This is a genomic window from Streptococcus sp. SG1 (genome assembly GCF_030439935.1).
Lineage (GTDB): Bacteria > Bacillota > Bacilli > Lactobacillales > Streptococcaceae > Streptococcus > Streptococcus gordonii.
In genome coordinates, this window is record NZ_JAQFJC010000012.1 from 58,086 (window position 1) to 76,366 (window position 18,281).

At 40.4% G+C, this 18,281-nt stretch carries 19 protein-coding genes; 18 read left to right on the top strand and 1 reads right to left on the bottom strand.

Annotation, left to right across the window (positions count from 1 at the left end):
• Window positions 1-32: 32 nt before the first annotated feature.
• A complete protein-coding gene (locus PCY06_RS10170; protein WP_195916550.1) occupies window positions 33-2,294 on the bottom strand; it encodes an ATP-dependent Clp protease ATP-binding subunit in 2,262 nt (753 codons plus the stop codon).
• 252 nt (window positions 2,295-2,546) lie between these two features.
• On the opposite strand from PCY06_RS10170, the gene PCY06_RS10175 reads away from it, so the two are divergent.
• From PCY06_RS10175 to PCY06_RS10260, 18 genes are all read left to right on the top strand, one after another.
• The gene (locus tag PCY06_RS10175; protein ID WP_008809091.1) at window positions 2,547-2,777 is read left to right on the top strand and encodes a DUF1797 family protein; all 231 of its coding nucleotides are present in this window, start codon (window positions 2,547-2,549) and stop codon (window positions 2,775-2,777) included.
• A 132-nt stretch (window positions 2,778-2,909) separates the two neighbouring features.
• Window positions 2,910-3,764, top strand: coding sequence for a bifunctional methylenetetrahydrofolate dehydrogenase/methenyltetrahydrofolate cyclohydrolase (locus PCY06_RS10180; RefSeq protein WP_061583573.1), 855 nt, complete (start codon window positions 2,910-2,912; stop codon window positions 3,762-3,764).
• On the top strand, window positions 3,761-4,534 hold the full coding sequence (locus tag PCY06_RS10185; RefSeq protein WP_195916549.1) for an HAD hydrolase family protein: 774 nt from the start codon (window positions 3,761-3,763) through the stop codon (window positions 4,532-4,534). Before PCY06_RS10180 ends, PCY06_RS10185 begins: the two co-directional genes overlap by 4 nt.
• A gap of 107 nt (window positions 4,535-4,641) precedes the next feature.
• Window positions 4,642-5,484: an NAD(P)H-hydrate dehydratase gene (locus PCY06_RS10190; RefSeq protein ID WP_105165070.1), complete on the top strand. Its 843-nt coding sequence runs from the start codon at window positions 4,642-4,644 to the stop codon at window positions 5,482-5,484.
• A 155-nt stretch (window positions 5,485-5,639) separates the two neighbouring features.
• On the top strand, window positions 5,640-6,980 hold the full coding sequence (gene xseA / locus PCY06_RS10195; protein WP_082307103.1) for an exodeoxyribonuclease VII large subunit: 1,341 nt from the start codon (window positions 5,640-5,642) through the stop codon (window positions 6,978-6,980).
• Window positions 6,958-7,170, top strand: a complete 213-nt coding sequence (locus tag PCY06_RS10200) for an exodeoxyribonuclease VII small subunit (protein ID WP_008809086.1) — start codon at window positions 6,958-6,960, stop codon at window positions 7,168-7,170. Before xseA ends, PCY06_RS10200 begins: the two co-directional genes overlap by 23 nt.
• A complete protein-coding gene (locus tag PCY06_RS10205; protein WP_008809085.1) occupies window positions 7,167-8,042 on the top strand; it encodes a polyprenyl synthetase family protein in 876 nt (291 codons plus the stop codon). Before PCY06_RS10200 ends, PCY06_RS10205 begins: the two co-directional genes overlap by 4 nt.
• Complete coding sequence (locus PCY06_RS10210; protein ID WP_061600166.1) at window positions 8,035-8,850, top strand: TlyA family RNA methyltransferase; 816 nt, start codon at window positions 8,035-8,037, stop codon at window positions 8,848-8,850. The genes PCY06_RS10205 and PCY06_RS10210 overlap by 8 nt, the downstream gene beginning before the upstream one ends.
• Window positions 8,843-9,274, top strand: a complete 432-nt coding sequence (locus PCY06_RS10215) for an arginine repressor (protein WP_008809083.1) — start codon at window positions 8,843-8,845, stop codon at window positions 9,272-9,274. Before PCY06_RS10210 ends, PCY06_RS10215 begins: the two co-directional genes overlap by 8 nt.
• 7 nt (window positions 9,275-9,281) lie before the next feature.
• A complete protein-coding gene (gene recN / locus PCY06_RS10220; protein ID WP_008809082.1) occupies window positions 9,282-10,940 on the top strand; it encodes a DNA repair protein RecN in 1,659 nt (552 codons plus the stop codon).
• Window positions 10,941-10,977: 37 nt separating this feature from the next.
• Window positions 10,978-11,706: a metallophosphoesterase gene (locus PCY06_RS10225; protein WP_008809081.1), complete on the top strand. Its 729-nt coding sequence runs from the start codon at window positions 10,978-10,980 to the stop codon at window positions 11,704-11,706.
• A 63-nt stretch (window positions 11,707-11,769) separates the two neighbouring features.
• Window positions 11,770-12,603: a DegV family protein gene (locus tag PCY06_RS10230; RefSeq protein WP_061596591.1), complete on the top strand. Its 834-nt coding sequence runs from the start codon at window positions 11,770-11,772 to the stop codon at window positions 12,601-12,603.
• Between the two features lie 144 nt (window positions 12,604-12,747).
• Window positions 12,748-13,023 carry an HU family DNA-binding protein gene (locus PCY06_RS10235; RefSeq protein ID WP_008809079.1) on the top strand — a complete coding sequence of 92 codons (276 nt, stop codon included), beginning with the start codon at window positions 12,748-12,750 and terminating at the stop codon, window positions 13,021-13,023.
• A 365-nt stretch (window positions 13,024-13,388) separates the two neighbouring features.
• Entirely contained in the window at window positions 13,389-13,859 is a 471-nt protein-coding gene (gene perR, locus PCY06_RS10240) for a peroxide-responsive transcriptional repressor PerR (protein ID WP_082307102.1), read from the top strand.
• Window positions 13,860-14,020: 161 nt separating this feature from the next.
• Window positions 14,021-14,713, top strand: coding sequence for a phosphoglycerate mutase (locus PCY06_RS10245; protein ID WP_008809077.1), 693 nt, complete (start codon window positions 14,021-14,023; stop codon window positions 14,711-14,713).
• A gap of 109 nt (window positions 14,714-14,822) precedes the next feature.
• Entirely contained in the window at window positions 14,823-15,038 is a 216-nt protein-coding gene (locus tag PCY06_RS10250) for a YozE family protein (protein WP_045634687.1), read from the top strand.
• A gap of 85 nt (window positions 15,039-15,123) precedes the next feature.
• On the top strand, window positions 15,124-16,122 hold the full coding sequence (locus tag PCY06_RS10255; RefSeq protein WP_082307772.1) for a PhoH family protein: 999 nt from the start codon (window positions 15,124-15,126) through the stop codon (window positions 16,120-16,122).
• A gap of 388 nt (window positions 16,123-16,510) precedes the next feature.
• Window positions 16,511-18,281: isopeptide-forming domain-containing fimbrial protein (locus tag PCY06_RS10260; protein ID WP_301390564.1), on the top strand; the 1,771-nt coding region annotated here is incomplete at its 3' end.

Genomic DNA, 18,281 nt, shown 5'->3' on the forward strand with positions numbered 1-18,281 from the left:
ATATTAGACTGGAGTTTTTTAATTCTCTATCATCAATCCGAGCTAGTGCTGATGTCACTTGTTTGATCAAGCTCAGCTTTCTGTTTGCCCTTGATTATAATCTTGCCATTGCTAGTCATGATTGCTTTTAAATCCTTATCTGTCGGATGTTCTAGGTAATAGTCCGTAATAGCATCTTCAATATGATCTTGAATAGTTCGGCGAAGTGGTCGTGCCCCCATCTTAGGATCGTAGCCAAGATCAACTAGTTTTTCCTTGACTTTAGTTGTTACATCTAGATGAATATCGTTGCTAGCGAGTCGATTATTAACATCTTCCAGCATTAGATCCACAATCTGTAAGAGATTATCCTTGCTTAATGCCTTGAATTCAATGATGCCATCAAATCGATTCATGAATTCTGGACTAAAGAAGTTACCTAACTCACCTAAGACAGAATTTGTCCGACCTTCTCGAGCAGCACCAAAGCCAACGCTAGCTTCTACTTTGCCAGTTCCTGCATTGGAAGTCATGATAATAATGGTATCTTTGAAGCTGACTGTCCTGCCTTGACCATCAGTCAAACGTCCATCATCTAGGACTTGTAAGAACATATGCATGACATCTGGATGAGCTTTTTCCACCTCATCTAAGAGAATGAGTGAGTATGGATTACGACGAACACGTTCAGTCAACTGCCCTGCTTCTTCATAGCCAACGTAGCCTGGAGGTGCTCCCACAAGTTTGGCAACGCTATGTTTTTCCATGTATTCACTCATATCAAAACGAATCATGCTATCGGCAGAGCCAAAAAGTTCGATGGCCAATTGTTTGGAAAGTTCAGTTTTTCCGACACCTGTAGGTCCAACAAAAAGAAAACTTCCGATTGGACGGTTTGGACTGCCTAATCCCACACGATTGCGACGGATGGCTTTTGCGATCTTATCAACAGCATCATCCTGTCCAATGACATGAGACTTCAAATCACTGGCTAAATGAATAAGCTGAGACTGCTCTTTTTCCTTCAAATCCCCAACAGGAATATTTGTTTTTTGCTCGACAATAGCTTCGATCTCCTTCTCACTGATGATAGGAGTATCTTGTTCATCTATTTTAGCAGTTTGCATTTCCTTATATTTGGCAATTTGGTCGCGGAAGTAGGCTGCTTTTTCGTAATCTTCATCGCGAGTGGCCTTTGTTTTCAGATTTTCAGCCTCTATCAAGCGTCTGTCAATTTCTTTTGGATCAACAAAATTGAGGGTTAGGTTCATCTTAGATCCTGATTCATCCAAAAGATCAATAGCTTTATCGGGAAGGAAACGGTCCTGAATATAACGATTGGATAGGATGGCAGCAGCTTCAATAGCTTCATCTGTGTAGCGAACATGGTGGTAATCTTCGTATTTCTTTTGAATTCCCTTTAGAATTGTGATCGTTTCTTCTACGGTTGGTTCATCTACCTTGACTGGTTGCATCCGTCTTTCTAAAGCTGCATCTTTTTCAATGATACGATATTCATTGAGAGTAGTAGCTCCAACCAGTTGAAGTTCACCTCGAGCAAGAGCAGGTTTGAGAATATTTCCAGCATCCATATTACCGTCGCCCGCAGAGCCAGCTCCAACAATTTCATGGATTTCATCAATAAAGAGAATGATATCATTGCGATTGCGAATCTCATCCATGAGTTTTTGCATTCGTTCTTCAAACTGTCCACGAATACCAGTTCCTTGAACAAGGCTGACAACATCAAGTCGAATGACCTCTTTTCCTTGCAATTTTTGAGGCACATCACCGTCGACTATTTTTTGAGCCAAGCCCTCTACAACAGCAGTCTTCCCGACACCAGGTTCGCCAATAAGGACTGGATTATTCTTAGTTCGGCGATTGAGAATTTCTATAACACGACGAATTTCATCATCTCGTCCAATCACTGGATCAATATCACCACGTCGAGCAATTTCTGTAACGTTAATACCAAACTCTTCCAAAAGACCTTTTGGTTTATTGGAGGATGACTGAGGACGTTGGTTGTTAGAACCAGGACCATAGTTGCCCCCTCCGTAACTACCACCTGACTGAGTTGGAGGTGTAGAATCCTTTGGTCCTTGGAAATTCCCCAGATGATTAAAGAAATCATCAAAAGGATCCATATTATGATTATTCATGTTCGTCAGTCCACTCAAAAGAGAGTTGTTTGGATCAGTTTTCATAATCTGATAGCAATTTTGGCAGAGGTCGACTTGTTGTTTTTTACCATTTACATTAGTGTATAAATGAATGGTAGATTCATTGATTTTACAGTTTTGACAAAGCATATTTTTACCTCTTTCTTGGTAAATTATAAAGAAAAATTATTTGGTCAAAAATAGTCAAACTTTATAATCTCATTATATCAGTATTCTCTATCTTTGCAAGAATAAAGAGTCAAAATCAGTATCTATTTTTCAAATTATTTGGTTTTGTCAAACAAATTTCGTTAAAAAATCACAAAATTTTAAACTTTTATTAGGTGTTCACTTTCTATTTATGGTAAAATAGAAACGATAAAGCAAATAGGAGTACTAAAAATGGAATCACATTTAGTTAGAATTATTAATCGATTAGAAAGTATGGCAAGCGATGGTGGTAGTCTAAAGCGCAACTTCGAACGTGATGGCGTTGTTGTTGCTGAAGTCGCTTATAGTTATGATGAGGAAAATGGATCTGTCTTCACACTCCGTGATGTTGCAGCTCGTGAAACCTTTACTTTTGATAGCATTGACTTGATTGCGATGGAAATCTATGAATTGTTATACTAAGAAGCACACATGAGGTGCTTTTTCTTTTAGCCAAAAGATTAAACTATAGTCTGGTATAAGGAAAATGTATAGGGGGATCAAGTCGTTTTTTGATATAATAGAAGGCACAGTGATAAGAAGAGGGGGAGAGAGATGGCTGAGTTAATTGATGGGAAGGCATTGGCCGCAAAGTTACAAGGGAAGTTAGCCCAAAAAACTGCTAAGTTAAAAGAGAAAACAGGACAAACACCTGGTTTGGTAGTGATTCTAGTGGGGAATAATCCTGCTAGTCAAATTTATGTACGTAATAAAGAACGCTCAGCCTTGGCAGCTGGATTTCGGAGTAAGGTAGATCGTCTGCCAGCAGAGACCAGTCAGGAAGAGTTGTTGAGTTTAATTGAAACTTATAATCAAAATCCTGATTGGCATGGAATTTTAGTTCAGTTGCCCTTGCCAGATCATATTGATGATGAAGCGGTACTGCTGGCCATTGATCCAGATAAGGACGTAGATGGCTTCCATCCGCTTAATATGGGCAAGCTATGGAGTGGCCATCCGGTTATGATTCCGGCTACTCCAGCAGGCATTATGGAAATGTTCCATGAATACGGTGTTGAACTGGAAGGTAAGCGAGCGGTTGTTATCGGGCGAAGCAATATTGTCGGTAAGCCTATGGCTCAGCTCCTTTTGGCTAAGAATGCAACAGTGACTCTGACACATTCTCGAACCCACAATCTAGCCAAGCTTGCTAAGCGAGCGGACATCTTGGTAGTGGCTATCGGTCGTGGACATTTTGTAACCAAGGACTTTGTCAAGGAAGGGGCTGTTGTCATTGATGTCGGTATGAATCGAGATGAGAACGGCAAGCTAATTGGCGATGTTAAGTTTGATGAAGTGGCTGAAATTGCTAGTTTGATTACTCCTGTACCTGGAGGTGTTGGGCCTATGACCATTACCATGCTGATGGAGCAGACCTACCAGGCCTTTAAACGGAGTCTTGAATCATGAAATTTGTTTTTGACTTGGATGGGACCTTGTCTTTCGATTATATGACGATTGATGAAGAGATTAAACAGGTCCTTCTGATGGCGCCTCAGTTTGGGCATGAGGTTCTGTTTGCTTCGGCGCGCTCCTATCGGGATTGTCTGGGGCTATTAGATCCGGAATTGAGCCAGCAGATAGTGATCGGTCTGAACGGCGGAGTTGCTTATCAAGATGGACAGCTGATTTTTGAGCGTCAGCTGCATCAGTCAAGTTATCAAGCCATTTTAGATACTTGTTTGACCTATAATTTGCCTTTTTTCGTCGATAATACTTTTGACTACAGTGGCCAGATTTTAGAAAAAATCCCTTTTATTTCCAGTGTAGATCCTCTCAAGCGGGCAAGACGGTTGGAACTGATTGACCTCCAGCATCCTATTAAGGTTGTTATTTACATGGGGAGTCATGAGCAACTCTTAGAGGATTTAAAAGTACGTCTTGGAAATTTGCCCAATCTAAGTCTAGATTATCATGAACATGAGAAATGTTTTTATATAAATCCAGCTGAAACCAATAAAGCCTCAACTGTAAAGGAATTATGCGGTTCGGATTATGTGGCTTTTGGTAATGATCAAAATGATATCCAGCTCTTTAAGAATTCTCTCTACGCTGTGCAGGTTGGGGATTTCCCAGGCTTGAGCGATTATGCTGATGAGCAGGTTGCTTTTCAGGAAAATTTACCCAAGGCAGTCGCAGCAAGAATATTACAAAAATTTGCAGATTTCCGAGAAAAATAACTTTCTAGCGATACGAGGCACCTGTTTAGGTGCCTTTTGGTGTATAATGAAGATAGGTTTGGTCATCTTGAGACCAGTACAGGATGAAGTTGGTCTAGGAGAATATCATGTCAAAAAATGCTGAAAATATTTTAAAAAAAGTCATTTGGAAACGTCCCTTGGATAGCCACAAGGGCGATTACGGTCGTCTCTTGCTGATTGGGGGGACCTATCCTTATGGGGGTGCCATTATCATGGCAGCTTTAGCGGCGGTCAATAGCGGAGCAGGTCTGGTGACTGTTGCTACAGATAAAGACAATATCGCCCCTCTGCACAGTCATTTACCGGAGGCCATGGCCTTTGACCTAGAGGAGCAAGACCGATTGACAGAGCAGCTGATCAAATCAGATGTGGTCTTGATTGGTCCGGGCTTGGCGGAGAATCAACTAGGCCTAAACATCTTACAAAAGGTCGTTCAGACTGTGACAGAGCAGCAGATTCTCATCATGGATGGTGGCGCCATTTCACTCTTTAGCAAAGGAGCTTTGCCATTCCCAAAAACCCAAACAGTTTTTACCCCTCATCAAAAGGAGTGGGAAGGCTTATCGGGTTTGAGCTTGTCAGATCAAACAGCGGCAGCTAATCAGGCGGCGGTCAATCAGTTGCCTCTGGGTAGTATAGTCGTGCAGAAAAAGCATAGGACAACCATCTATCAAAGTGGGCAGGAGCAGGTTTTTGAGCTGTCAGTAGGCGGACCTTATCAGGCAACTGGTGGCATGGGGGACACGCTGGCAGGTATGATTGCCGCATTTGCGGGTCAGTTCAAGTCAAGCAGTCTCTTTGAGCGAGTGGCGGCTGCAACCCTTCTTCACTCCCTTATCGCGGATGAATTGAGTCAGGAAGCTTATGTCGTCCTACCAACGTCAATCAGTAGAGCCATTCCAAGGTGGATGAAGAAGATGAGTCAGTAGACTGTTTCTTAGTTTTTTTGTATGCTGGGTTCCATTTTGAGGTGCCCAGTTTTTTCTTGCTTTTCAAGGCATTTTTAAGTTTTGAAATCGGTTTTTTATGCAGTTTTTTGTTATAATAAATGTTATGTGAAAACTAGATAAGAAAGGAAAAGGACATGCCAGAATATTTGTCGGTTTCGACCTTGACCAAGTATCTGAAGATGAAGTTTGAGCGCGATCCTTATTTGGAGCGGGTCTACTTGACTGGTCAGGTGTCCAATTTCCGCCGGCGTCCCAATCATCAGTATTTCTCATTGAAAGATGAAAAGGCCGTCATTCAGGTCACGATTTGGTCTGGTGTCTACCAGAAGTTGGGCTTTGAGCTGGAAGAAGGCATGAAAATCAATGTCATTGGCCGGGTACAGCTCTATGAGCCGAGCGGTTCCTATTCTATTATCATCGAAAAGGCAGAGCCGGATGGTATCGGAGCTTTGGCTATCCAGTTTGAACAGCTCAAGAAAAAACTTGGAGAAGAAGGTCTTTTTCAAGACAAATTCAAGCAAGCCTTGCCACAATTTCCTAAGAAAATCGGCGTCGTAACCAGTCCCAGCGGAGCGGTCATCCGAGATATTATCACGACGGTCAGCCGTCGCTTTCCGGGAGTGGAGATTGTCCTTTATCCTACCAAGGTGCAGGGGGATGGGGCTGCAGCTCAGGTTGCTGACCACATTAGACTGGCCAATGAGCGGTCGGATTTGGATGTGCTGATTATTGGTCGAGGTGGCGGTTCTATCGAAGATCTCTGGGCTTTCAACGAAGAGGAAACAGTACGGGCTATTTTTGAGTCTCGGATTCCTGTTATCTCTAGTGTCGGCCATGAGACAGATACGACTTTGGCGGACTTTGTAGCAGATCGCAGGGCTGCGACTCCAACGGCAGCGGCTGAGCTAGCAACACCAGTCACTAAGCTAGACCTGCTAGGACATTTGCAGCAGCAGGAAAATCGCATGTCACGCGCGATTTCCAATCGCCTGAGCTATTATCGAGAGCGGTTGAATAAGCTAACCCAGTCGGTTATCTTCCGTCAGCCAGAGCGGCTTTACGATGGTCATCTGCAGAAGTTAGACCAGCTCAACCTGCGACTAAAGCAAAAAATTCGCGAATATTATAGTGAAGAGCAACAGCGGGTCAAAATCTTGCGGCATCGTTTAGAAGTATTGAATCCGCTCAGTCGCGTTCAGCGTTTTCAAGAGCAGACTGCCCAGCTGGAGCGTTTGCTGCGCAGCAACATGGCGGTCATTTATGATAACAAGGTAGCACAAGTCAGGAGATTGTCTGAGGCCCTGCTTATGCTGGATACCAGTCGAATCGTGGCGCGTGGCTATGCTATTGTCCAAAAGAATCAAAAGGTTATTGAATCAACAATAGGCATTGAAGAAAAAGATGAGCTGACCTTGCTTATGCGGGATGGGCAGCTGGAAGTAGAGGTGAAACATGTCCAAAGAAAAGAAATTTGAAGAAAATTTAGCAGACTTGGAAGTTATTGTCCAAAAGTTGGAAAATGGCGATGTAGCTCTGGAAGAGGCGATTGCGGAATTTCAAAAGGGAATGAAGCTTTCAAAAGAACTCCAGGCTAGTCTAGACAAGGCAGAAAAGACCTTGGTTAAGGTCATGCAAGAAGATGGTACAGAAACGGAAATGGAATGAACCAGGAAGAAAAAATAAGACAGATAGACCAGACGATCATTGACTATTATAGTAAGAAAGCAGTGTCAGATTCTTTGGTAGAATCCATTCTCTACTCTGTTCAAGCAGGTGGCAAGCGGATTCGGCCTTTGCTATTATTAGAGCTAGTTGAGGCATTTGGTTTGCCTCTTCAGTCTGCACATTTTCAAGTAGCTTCCGCTTTGGAAATGATTCATACAGGTAGTCTCATTCATGATGATTTACCGGCAATGGATGATGATGATTATCGGCGTGGACGTTTGACCAATCATAAAAAATTTGGCGAAGCCATGGCTATATTAGCAGGAGATTCTCTCTTTTTAGATCCTTACGGCTTGATAGCTGTAGCAGAGTTACCAAGCCAGGTTAAGGTGAATTTGATTATGGAACTATCGCAAGCAGCTGGTACCTTCGGTATGGTTGGGGGGCAAGCCCTCGATATGGAAGGAGAAGGCTGTCAGCTTGATTTGAAAGAACTTCAGGCTATTCACGCTCACAAAACGGGCAAGCTCTTAGCCTTTCCTTTTGTAGCAGCAGGGTTGCTGGTGCAGGTTGAAGAAGGAGTCCAAGCCAAACTTCGCAAGATTGGTGAGTTGATAGGTTTAGCCTTTCAGGTTCGAGATGATATTTTAGATGTGACAGCAAGCTTTGAAGAATTGGGTAAAACACCTCAAAAAGACTTGGTTGCAGCTAAGTCTACTTATCCGGCTCTTTTAGGGTTAGAAAAGGCAAAAGAGACTTTGGATCAAGTCTTAGATCAGGCTCAAAATTTACTGAAGGAGATCGCTCAGAATCGCCCCTTCTCAGGAGAAAGTCTCACGAAAATCATAGAAAGTTTGAGATTATATGACTAAGGAAAGAGTAGACGTTCTAGCTTTTAAACAAGGACTTTTTGAAACTAGAGAGCAGGCAAAACGGGGGGTTATGGCTGGCCTAGTTGTGTCAGTTATCAACGGTCAGCGCTTCGATAAGCCAGGTGAAAAGATTGATGATACAACTGAACTAAAACTTAAAGGTGAAAAATTGAAGTTTGTCAGCCGTGGTGGGCTAAAATTAGAAAAGGCCTTGCAAGTTTTTGGAATTTCAGTGAATGATAAGGTAACGCTAGATATTGGTGCTTCGACTGGTGGCTTTACTGATGTTTTGTTGCAAAACGGTGCAAGTCTCGTCTACGCTGTTGATGTCGGTACTAACCAATTAGCTTGGAAACTTAGGCAGGATCAGCGCGTCATCAGCATGGAACAGTTTAATTTTCGCTATGCTTCAGTAGCTGATTTTGAACAAATACCGCAGTTTGCTAGCATTGATGTCAGCTTTATTTCTCTGAGTTTGATTTTACCTGCCTTGAAAGAAATTTTGGCGGAAGAAGGGCAGGTTGTTGCCTTGATAAAACCACAGTTTGAAGCGGGTCGAGAACAGATTGGCAAGAACGGTATCATCAAAGATAAAAAAGTCCATGTAGCGGTCTTAGAAAAGGTCACATCTTTTATGGTAGAACTTGGTTTTTCTGTCAAAGGCTTGAATTACTCTCCTATCCAAGGGGGACACGGCAATGTTGAATTTTTGGCTTATTTAGAAAAAGAATCTCAACCCCAAAATCTAGTAGCAGACTTAGTCGGTCCAGTGGTTGAGGCAGCGCATAAGGAATTTAAGGATGAATAAAAAGGAAAGATTAGAAAAAATTAGACGATTTGTCAATGATTTTGAGATTGGTACCCAGGAGGAGATTGTTACTTATTTAAGACAGTCAGGGATAAAAGCAACTCAAGCGACAGTTTCTAGAGATATCAAGGAATTGGGGATTGTAAAAACGCCACTGAAGAACAACACCTATATTTATGAGATTCCCAAGTCGGTGAGCAGTAGTTTAAAGTTAGCTGAGAATACAATTCTAGAAGCTAGCACCTTAGGAAATATGATTAATCTGAACTTGGTTCCTGGAAGTACGGCTGTCATTAAAAGACAAATCACTGAAGCATTCTCAGAAAAAATATTTAGCATTATCACAGATGATGATAGTATTTTGATGATTCTTAAAGATAAAGAAGACATTTCAAGAATTTTAGACGTTATCGAGAATTGGTAGGAAAGCCATGTTATTAGAAATTTCTATAAAAAACTTTGCTATTATTGAAGAAATCTCTCTTCATTTTGACCAAGGGATGACAGTCCTGACCGGAGAAACTGGGGCAGGAAAGTCTATCATTATCGATGCTATGAATATGATGCTTGGTAGCCGTGCTACTACAGATGTTATTCGTCATGGAGCTACTAAGGCAGAAATTGAAGGATTGTTTTCATTGGAGAATAGCTCAGCTATAGAAGCAATTTTTGAAGAGCAGGGCTTGGAATTGACTGATGAGCTTATTATCCGCCGAGAAATTCTGCAAAATGGCCGTAGCGTCAGCCGGGTTAATGGACAGTTAGTTAATCTATCAGTTTTGAAGGCTATTGGTCAACATTTAGTAGATATTCATGGTCAACACGATCAGGAAGAATTAATGCGCCCTCAGCTTCATATAGCCATGCTGGACGAGTTTGGAGATGAGGATTTCGTTGCCTTGAAAGCTTTCTATCAAGAAACCTTTGATCACTATCGTCAGCTTCGCAAACAGGTTCTGACCTTGCATAAAAATCAAGAGGAGCATAAGGCTCGCATTGAAATGCTAGAATTTCAGATGGCTGAAATTGATAGTGCTTCCTTGAAAACTGGTGAAGACAAAGCTCTCCACCAAGAACGTGATCGCTTACTCAATCACAAGCTGATTGCTGATACCTTGACCAATGCATACGCTATGTTGGATAATGAGGATTTTTCTAGTTTGGCTAATGTGCGTTCAGCTATGAACGATATGGAGTCTATTGAAGAATATGACCCAACATACAAGGAATTATCTTCTAGTCTTTCTGAGACCTATTACGTTCTGGAAGATGTGACTAAACGGTTGGAAGACATTTTAGATGGACTGGATTTTGATGGCAACCGCCTGATGCAGGTTGAAAGTCGTTTAGATTTAATTAACAGTATCACTCGAAAATATGGTGGCCAAGTAGATGATGTTCTAGAATATTTTTCGCAAATTTCGAAAGAGTACCAGCTACTGACAGGTAGTCATTCATCTTCTGAAGATTTAGAGGCAGAACTTAAAGAGTTAGAAAAGCGGTTGGTGAATTTGGCTGGACAGCTTAGCCAAGCAAGGCATACTTTAGCTAAACAACTTGAGTCGGAAATTAAGCAGGAACTGCAAGATCTCTATATGGAAAAAGCGAATTTTCAAGTTCAATTTAACAAGAGCAAGTTTAACCGTGAAGGAAATGAGCAAGTTGAGTTTTATATTTCAACTAATCCTGGAGAAAACTTTAAGCCTTTAGTTAAGGTTGCATCAGGTGGGGAATTATCTCGTCTAATGCTTGCAATTAAATCAGCTTTCTCTCGGAAAGAAGGAAAGACTAGTATAGTCTTTGACGAAGTTGATACAGGAGTTTCGGGTCGTGTAGCCCAAGCTATTGCACAAAAAATCCATAAGATTGGCAGTAATGGTCAGGTTTTAGCAATCTCTCATCTGCCACAAGTCATTGCCATTGCAGACAACCAATTCTTTATTGAAAAAATTTCTGATGAAAATTCTACTGTTTCAACTGTTCGTCTCTTGGACTTCGATGAGCGAGTGGAAGAAATTGCTAAGATGTTAGCTGGTGAAAATGTAACAGAAGCCGCTTTGAGCCAGGCGCGTGAATTATTAAAGAAATAGGCTTGCAGAAGTACTTTTGATCAAGAGGGGGAGAAAGATGACTGATTACTTTGTTATTGGGGATGTTCATGGCAAGTATGACATGCTAAATGACTTATTGCAAAAGTGGGATGGTCATTCTCAGCTGGTCTTTTTAGGTGATTTGATTGATCGTGGGGAAAATAGCCGAGCTGTTTTAGAGAAAGTTAGAGACTTGGTAAATCAGCAAGGATCGATTTGCTTATCAGGAAATCATGAGTTTATGTTTCTGACTTGGTTGGATAATCCAGCTAAGTCTTATGACCATTACCGCCGAAATGGTGGGGATACAACTATTAATTCTATTTTGGGACGGCCTTTGGATGCTCCTGTTGACGCCGTATTGGATGCGCAAGCTGTTTTAGAAAAGGCACCAGATTTAGTTGAATTTATCCGTAAAATGCCTTTTGTGATGGAGACAGATAAATATATTTTTGTTCATGCTGGGATTGAATTAGACCTGGATGATTGGCACGATACTTCCGACTATCAAAAAGTCTGGATTCGAGCTCCTTTCCATGAAGGAGACAATCGTACAGGGAAGACGATAGTGTTTGGCCATACACCAACTTTTTATCTTTTCCATGAAAAACCGGGGATCAGTCAGCTTTGGCAGACATCAGATGGGAAAATTGGTATGGATGGCGGTGCTGTCTATGGTGGAGTCTTGCACGGACTGCTCCTTGACGATTCGGGGATTAAAGAGCATTACTTTATAAGAAATGACCAATGTTCTTTAGAAGGTTAGCCATTCCAAAATTGAAATTATTTTGATATAATAAAAACAATAAATGCAATAAGTAGGGAAAAAATGGCAAAAATAAAAATTGTAACCGATTCTTCCGTCACGATTGAACCAGAAGTTGTAAAAGATTTAGATATCACAATTGTTCCGCTCTCTGTCATGGTTGACGGTGTAGTTTATTCAGATTCAGATTTAAAAGAGGGTGAGTTTTTACGCCTGATGAAGGAAAGTAAGAATTTACCGAAAACTAGTCAGCCTCCGGTGGGAGTCTTTGCTGAGGTGTTTGAAACACTGGCAGAAACAGCTGATCATATCGTAGCTATTCATATGTCACATGCTTTGTCTGGTACTATTGAAGCAGCAAGGCAGGGTGCTACTCTAGCTAATGCAGATGTGACTATCATTGATAGCTCTTTTACCGATCAGGCTCTTAAATTTCAAGTAGTAGAGGCTGCTAAACTAGCTAAAGCTGGCGCTGATTTGGATGATATTTTACAAAGAATAGAAGAAGTAAAAGAAAAATCCGAACTTTATATTGGTGTTTCGACTCTTGAAAACTTGGTTAAGGGTGGGCGAATCGGTCGGGTGACTGGCTTAATCAGCTCATTGCTTAATATCCGAGTAGTGATGCAAATGAAAAATCACCAGCTCCAAACAATTGTAAAAGGCCGAGGAGATAAGACCTTTAAAAAATGGTTGAATGAGCTGGAGGATAAGTTAACGAATGCGAATATAGAAGAAATTGGTATTTCCTACGCAGGAACTCCTGCCTATGCTACTGAAATGAAAGAAAGATTGCAAAAGTTTGTTGAAAAATCAATTTCAGTACTCGAAACTGGGTCGATTATTCAAACGCATACTGGTGAAAATGCTTGGGCAATTTTAATTCGATACCGCTAAGTATTAAATAAGAAAAATCAAAGGAAATCAGCCTAGAAAAATTGTAAAAACGTTGTTTTAGGCTTGACCTAAGAACGTTTTTAAGTTATGATAGTACATGTTAGGGTATTCATTACCCCATAAAATTTTTGGAGGATTTGTTAAATGGCTAACAAACAAGATTTGATTGCAAAAGTAGCAGCAGCTACAGAATTGACTAAAAAAGACTCAGCAGCAGCTGTTGATGCAGTATTTGCAGCTGTAACTGAATACCTTTCAAAAGGTGAAAAAGTTCAATTGATCGGTTTTGGTAACTTCGAAGTTCGTGAACGTGCAGCTCGTAAAGGTCGCAACCCACAAACTGGTAAAGAAATCAAAATCGCAGCTTCTAAAGTTCCAGCTTTCAAAGCAGGTAAAGCACTTAAAGACGCTGTTAAATAATCTTGATTTTCAAAGCCTATTGTATCAACGTTTCGTCGTTGTACAATAGGCTTTTTTGTTGCTTTGGGGCAAAGTTGGGGAGATTATCTGTTTAATAGTTTAACAATATGTACGTCTATTTTTGAGTGATATGTGTAAGTAGTTATATAATAGACATAGAATCTGAAAGATAACTATTTTTAATGTTCAATTATTTTCAATGCCGTTTTGCAATTAAATGATTTAATAAAATTATTCCAAGTCAGATTAATGATAGAGAGTAAAAAATCTATTGATAAAAATTCTTATTTACAATCATTCTTAATAGTCAAGATTGCTTATACGTGATATAATGTAGGTAGCTAGTAAGAATAGGGAAGAAGAATATGAAAGAACATAAGCACCATCTGGACCAGAATAAAGAGTACTATCAAGATGTACTAAACCATTTGAGAGAAAAAGGAGTTCGTATTACAGAGACTCGAAAGGCTGTGATTGATTTTATTATCCAAAGCCATGATCATCCCAGTGCTGATATGATTTATCAGGCTCTACTGCCTGCATTTCCAAATATGAGCCTGGCAACAGTTTACAATAATCTCAAGGTTCTGATTGATGAGGGATTTGTTTCCGAGCTTAAGGTCCGGAATGATACTACAACTTATTACGATTTTATGGGTCATCAGCACCTTAATGTTATCTGTGAAAAATGCGGTCGGATTGCTGATATGGATTTAGATTTACCAGATGTTCAGCAAGAAGCGGCAGATCAGACGGGATATCAGATCACTAAGAGTCAAATGGTGGTCTATGGTATCTGCCCAGATTGTGTGGCCCGACAGCAGGAAGCTAGTTAAAAATAAAGGGAAAGTTGGGATCGCTCTCCCTTTTTGCTAGCTCTAATATTCTGGTTAAAAATATCACAAATATCTTACTGAGACTAGCTTTTTAAGGAAAAATTTTGTAAAATATAATGGTAGCTGTATGACAGTTTTCAAAAATTAAAGGAGAATTTCTAATGGTAAAATTAGTTTTTGCTCGCCACGGTGAGTCTGAATGGAACAAAGCTAACCTTTTCACTGGTTGGGCTGATGTTGATTTGTCTGATAAAGGAACACAACAAGCGATTGACGCTGGTAAATTGATCAAAGAAGCTGGTATCGAATTTGACCAAGCTTACACTTCAGTATTGAAACGTGCGATCAAAACAACAAACTTGGCTCTTGAAGCTGCTGACCAATTGTGGGTTCCAGTTGAAAAATCATGGCGCTTGAACGAACGTCACTACGGTGGTTTGACTGGTAAAAACAAGGCTGAAGCTGCTGAACAATTTGGTGATGAGCAAGTTCACATCTGGCGTCGTTCATACGATGTGTTGCCACCTGCAATGCCTCGTGATGACGAATACTCAGCACACACTGACCGTCGTTACGCTTCACTTGACGACTCAGTCATTCCAGATGCTGAAAACTTGAAAGTGACTTTGGAACGTGCCCTTCCATTCTGGGAAGACAAAATCGCTCCAGCACTTAAAGATGGTAAAAACGTATTCGTAGGAGCTCACGGTAACTCTATCCGTGCCCTTGTAAAACACATCAAACAATTGTCAGATGACGAAATCATGGGTGTGGAAATTCCTAACTTCCCACCATTGGTATTTGAATTCGACGAAAAATTGAACGTGGTAAAAGAATACTACCTTGGAAAATAATAGTTAGAAAACAGGAGGCTTAGGCTTTCTGTTTTTGATTTATTTGATATAATAGACAGTATATTTAAAGTATGTGCAATTCTATAGAATTGTGGCAGAAAGGATTTATGTGAGAAAATCATTTTATAGTTGGCTCATGACTGAGCGCAATCCAAAGAGCAATGAACCAAAGGCGATTTTAGCTGATTTAGCTTTTCAGGATACGGCTTTTCCCAAGCACACTGACGATTTTGATGAGGTCAGTCGATTCTTGGAAGAGCATGCTAGTTTTCCTTTTAATCTAGGTGACTTTGATGCAATTTGGGAGGAATATCAAGCACATTAGAGAAAGGTTCGAAATAGTCTTTTTGGGATTGCTTTGATATAATAGAGGTAATCCATAAAAAATACAAATGAGAGAGGTTCTTTGTTTGCAGGAACATTCAGTAGAAATTAAGTTGAGCCATCCAGATGATTCATTCCACCTTTTTGGATCTAATGAACGACATCTGCGTCTGATGGAGCAGGAATTAAAGGTGACGATTCATGCCCGTACTGAAATTGTGCAGGTATTGGGAGAAGAGACTGCTTGTGAAGAGGCTAGACAAGTGATTCAAGCTCTCTTGGTCTTGGTCAATCGTGGCATGACCATTGGAACGCCTGATGTGGTAACAGCAATTACTATGGCCAAGAATGATGAGATTGATAAGTTTGTTGCCCTTTATGAAGAAGAAATCATTAAGGATAGTTACGGTAAGCCGATTCGGGTCAAGACACTTGGCCAGAAGATATATGTGGACAGCGTTAAAAATCATGATATTGTCTTTGGAATCGGGCCAGCCGGAACAGGGAAGACCTTTCTGGCGGTGACCTTGGCGGTGACAGCTCTCAAACGTGGACAGGTCAAACGAATCATATTGACACGTCCAGCAGTGGAGGCAGGTGAAAGTCTGGGCTTTCTGCCTGGTGACCTTAAGGAAAAGGTAGATCCTTATCTGCGACCGGTTTATGATGCCTTGTATCAGATTTTGGGCAAGGACCAGACGACACGCCTTATGGAGAGAGTAATTATTGAAATTGCTCCTTTGGCCTATATGCGGGGGAGAACTTTGGATGATGCTTTTGTAATTCTAGATGAAGCGCAAAATACGACCATCATGCAGATGAAAATGTTTCTAACTCGGCTGGGTTTCCAATCTAAGATGATTGTTAATGGAGACATCAGTCAGGTTGATCTGCCTCGCAATGTCAAATCTGGGCTCATTGACGCTCAAGAGAAATTGAAAAACATTTCGCAGATTGACTTTGTCCATTTCTCAGCTAAAGATGTGGTCCGCCATCCAGTGGTGGCGCAGATTATTCGAGCTTATGAACCGGCAAATCCTACCAAATCTGACACCTCTGAAGTAGTAGAGAAGGAAACTGAATAAAGAAAAAGAGCAGATTGATTTCTGCTTTTTTTCTGCGATTTTCAGCCTATTTTGATTCATAAAATTAGGGACAAAAAACGCCATACATATAATTTCGCGCTTTGCCTATTGAAAAATATGGCGCAATAAGGTGTGCAACTCAATTGGAAATCGGACAGTAAAAAATATAGTATAAAAGGCATAATTTTTGTTTTTATTAAGATGATAAGATCGTTAATGTATGTATTACAGAGGGTAGTAATTGAAAAATACAAAAAAGTAATTATTTTTTTGATTGTACTTTCATTTGCAATATTTTTGTGATAGAATATGGTGAATATGTCTATTTAAAATGATTGAATGCGGATCATTTTAAATTTGGAGATAAATTATGAAAAGGAGAAGTCGGATGAAGATGCGATTTACTACCGATTTTGGTAGAAAAATGAAGGCGTTTATCGGCCTAATCGTTTTATTTTTTTCTATTTTTCTTCTTCCAATTCAGTCTTATGCTGCATTAGAAGAAATTAAAAATGGAACGGATATCTCTACCTTGGATATTCGTAAGTTTAATTTGAACATCAACAATGTTAGTGTTTTATCTAAATCACAGGCTGTTGATCAGTTTCATTTATCGAATCCCCACTATGAATATCTCAGTGGTGGTGCCTATCCAGGCGAGATGGAGAACTTTACTCTTAAAGTAGATAAAAGTAAAAAACAAGATCAAGTTTTTGAAAATCCTCTTTCTCTAAAATTCACAAATATTGGAACCGTTAATGGTAAGCAAGTAGATGCTTATCTAAATTTCAATAAAGTAACCCTGCACTATCTAAACACTGCTCAAGCAGAATCTGAGATGAATAGCGCTCAAAAATCTACTGTTGAATTTTTCTCAATCTCAGAATTGTGGGAAAGCAATGCATTTGAAATTGGGAATGTTCCCTATGTAGATGCAGCTCATGACTACATTATGAATAAGGCTTTTTGGCTTGATGCGGATGTAACAGCCGAGTTGCGTTATGCAGATGGTTCAGAGACAGATTTGAAGTTGGTCATGAAACCAACGGACATCGATGCAATGGATGCCAATAACTTGAAGGAAACTTTCTATGTTAAAGATTATCAAAATGATGTTAATCTTCGTCTGATGAATAATGCTAATGTTTTGAAACAGGAAGACCAAGGAGAACGAACTGCTTGGATTGCGACTCAAGTAACAAGTGGTAGTAACTATGAAAATAACGTTTCAGGTTTAGCGCTTCGTTCAAATAGTAACAGTATGAATTTCGGTTATTCATCAACTGAAACCTGCTCGGCGGTATTTGGGCTTTATATTGAAAAGATTGATCCGCGACCAGTTCTTGAGGTAGATCCAGCTGAGATTCCAGCTAAGGAAGGACAAGATGTAACATATAAAGCTACTTTTAAAGTTCCGGTTCCAGGTAAGGACATTTTAGCAGCCCCTTCATCTATTGAAATGGTTCAAAAATTTGATGAGCGTTTGGATTATAAAGAACTTAAAGTTGAATCAGGTGGAGTAACGCTGCAAGAAGGTCGTGATTATACGATTGAAAAGACAGGTCAAACAGTTACCGTTAAAATGACACCTGAATACCTAAAAGGAAACTCTTCGAATGATATCATTATTACCTATAAAACAGCTACAAATAAAAAGGTAGAAGAAAAAGGTTCTGAAAAAATTGACAACACTGTAACATTGCATGTTGATAATTTGTCAGCTCCTTCTAATCAGGTAAGTACTGCTCTTCTTTATGAAAAGCATCATGAGTTTGTGAGTGGAACCCCAGGCAAAGAACTTCCACAAGAAGTGAAAGACCTGCTTCCAGCAACAGAAAAGAATTTATCTAATGGAAGACAAGTAACCCCGACTCAACCAAGTAAAACCGAGGTTAAGACAGCAGAAGGCACCTGGAGCTTCAAGTCCTACGACAAGCCGTCTGAAACCATCAATGGAGCAGACGCACACTTCGTAGGCACTTGGGAATTCACCCCGGCGCCAACCTACAAGGCAACTCACGAGTTTGTCAGCGGAACTCCAGGTAAAGAACTTCCACAAGAAGTGAAAGACTTGCTTCCAGCAGACCAAACAGATCTGAAAGATGGTAGTCAAGCGACTCCAACGCAACCAAGCAAAACGGAAGTTAAGACAGCAGAAG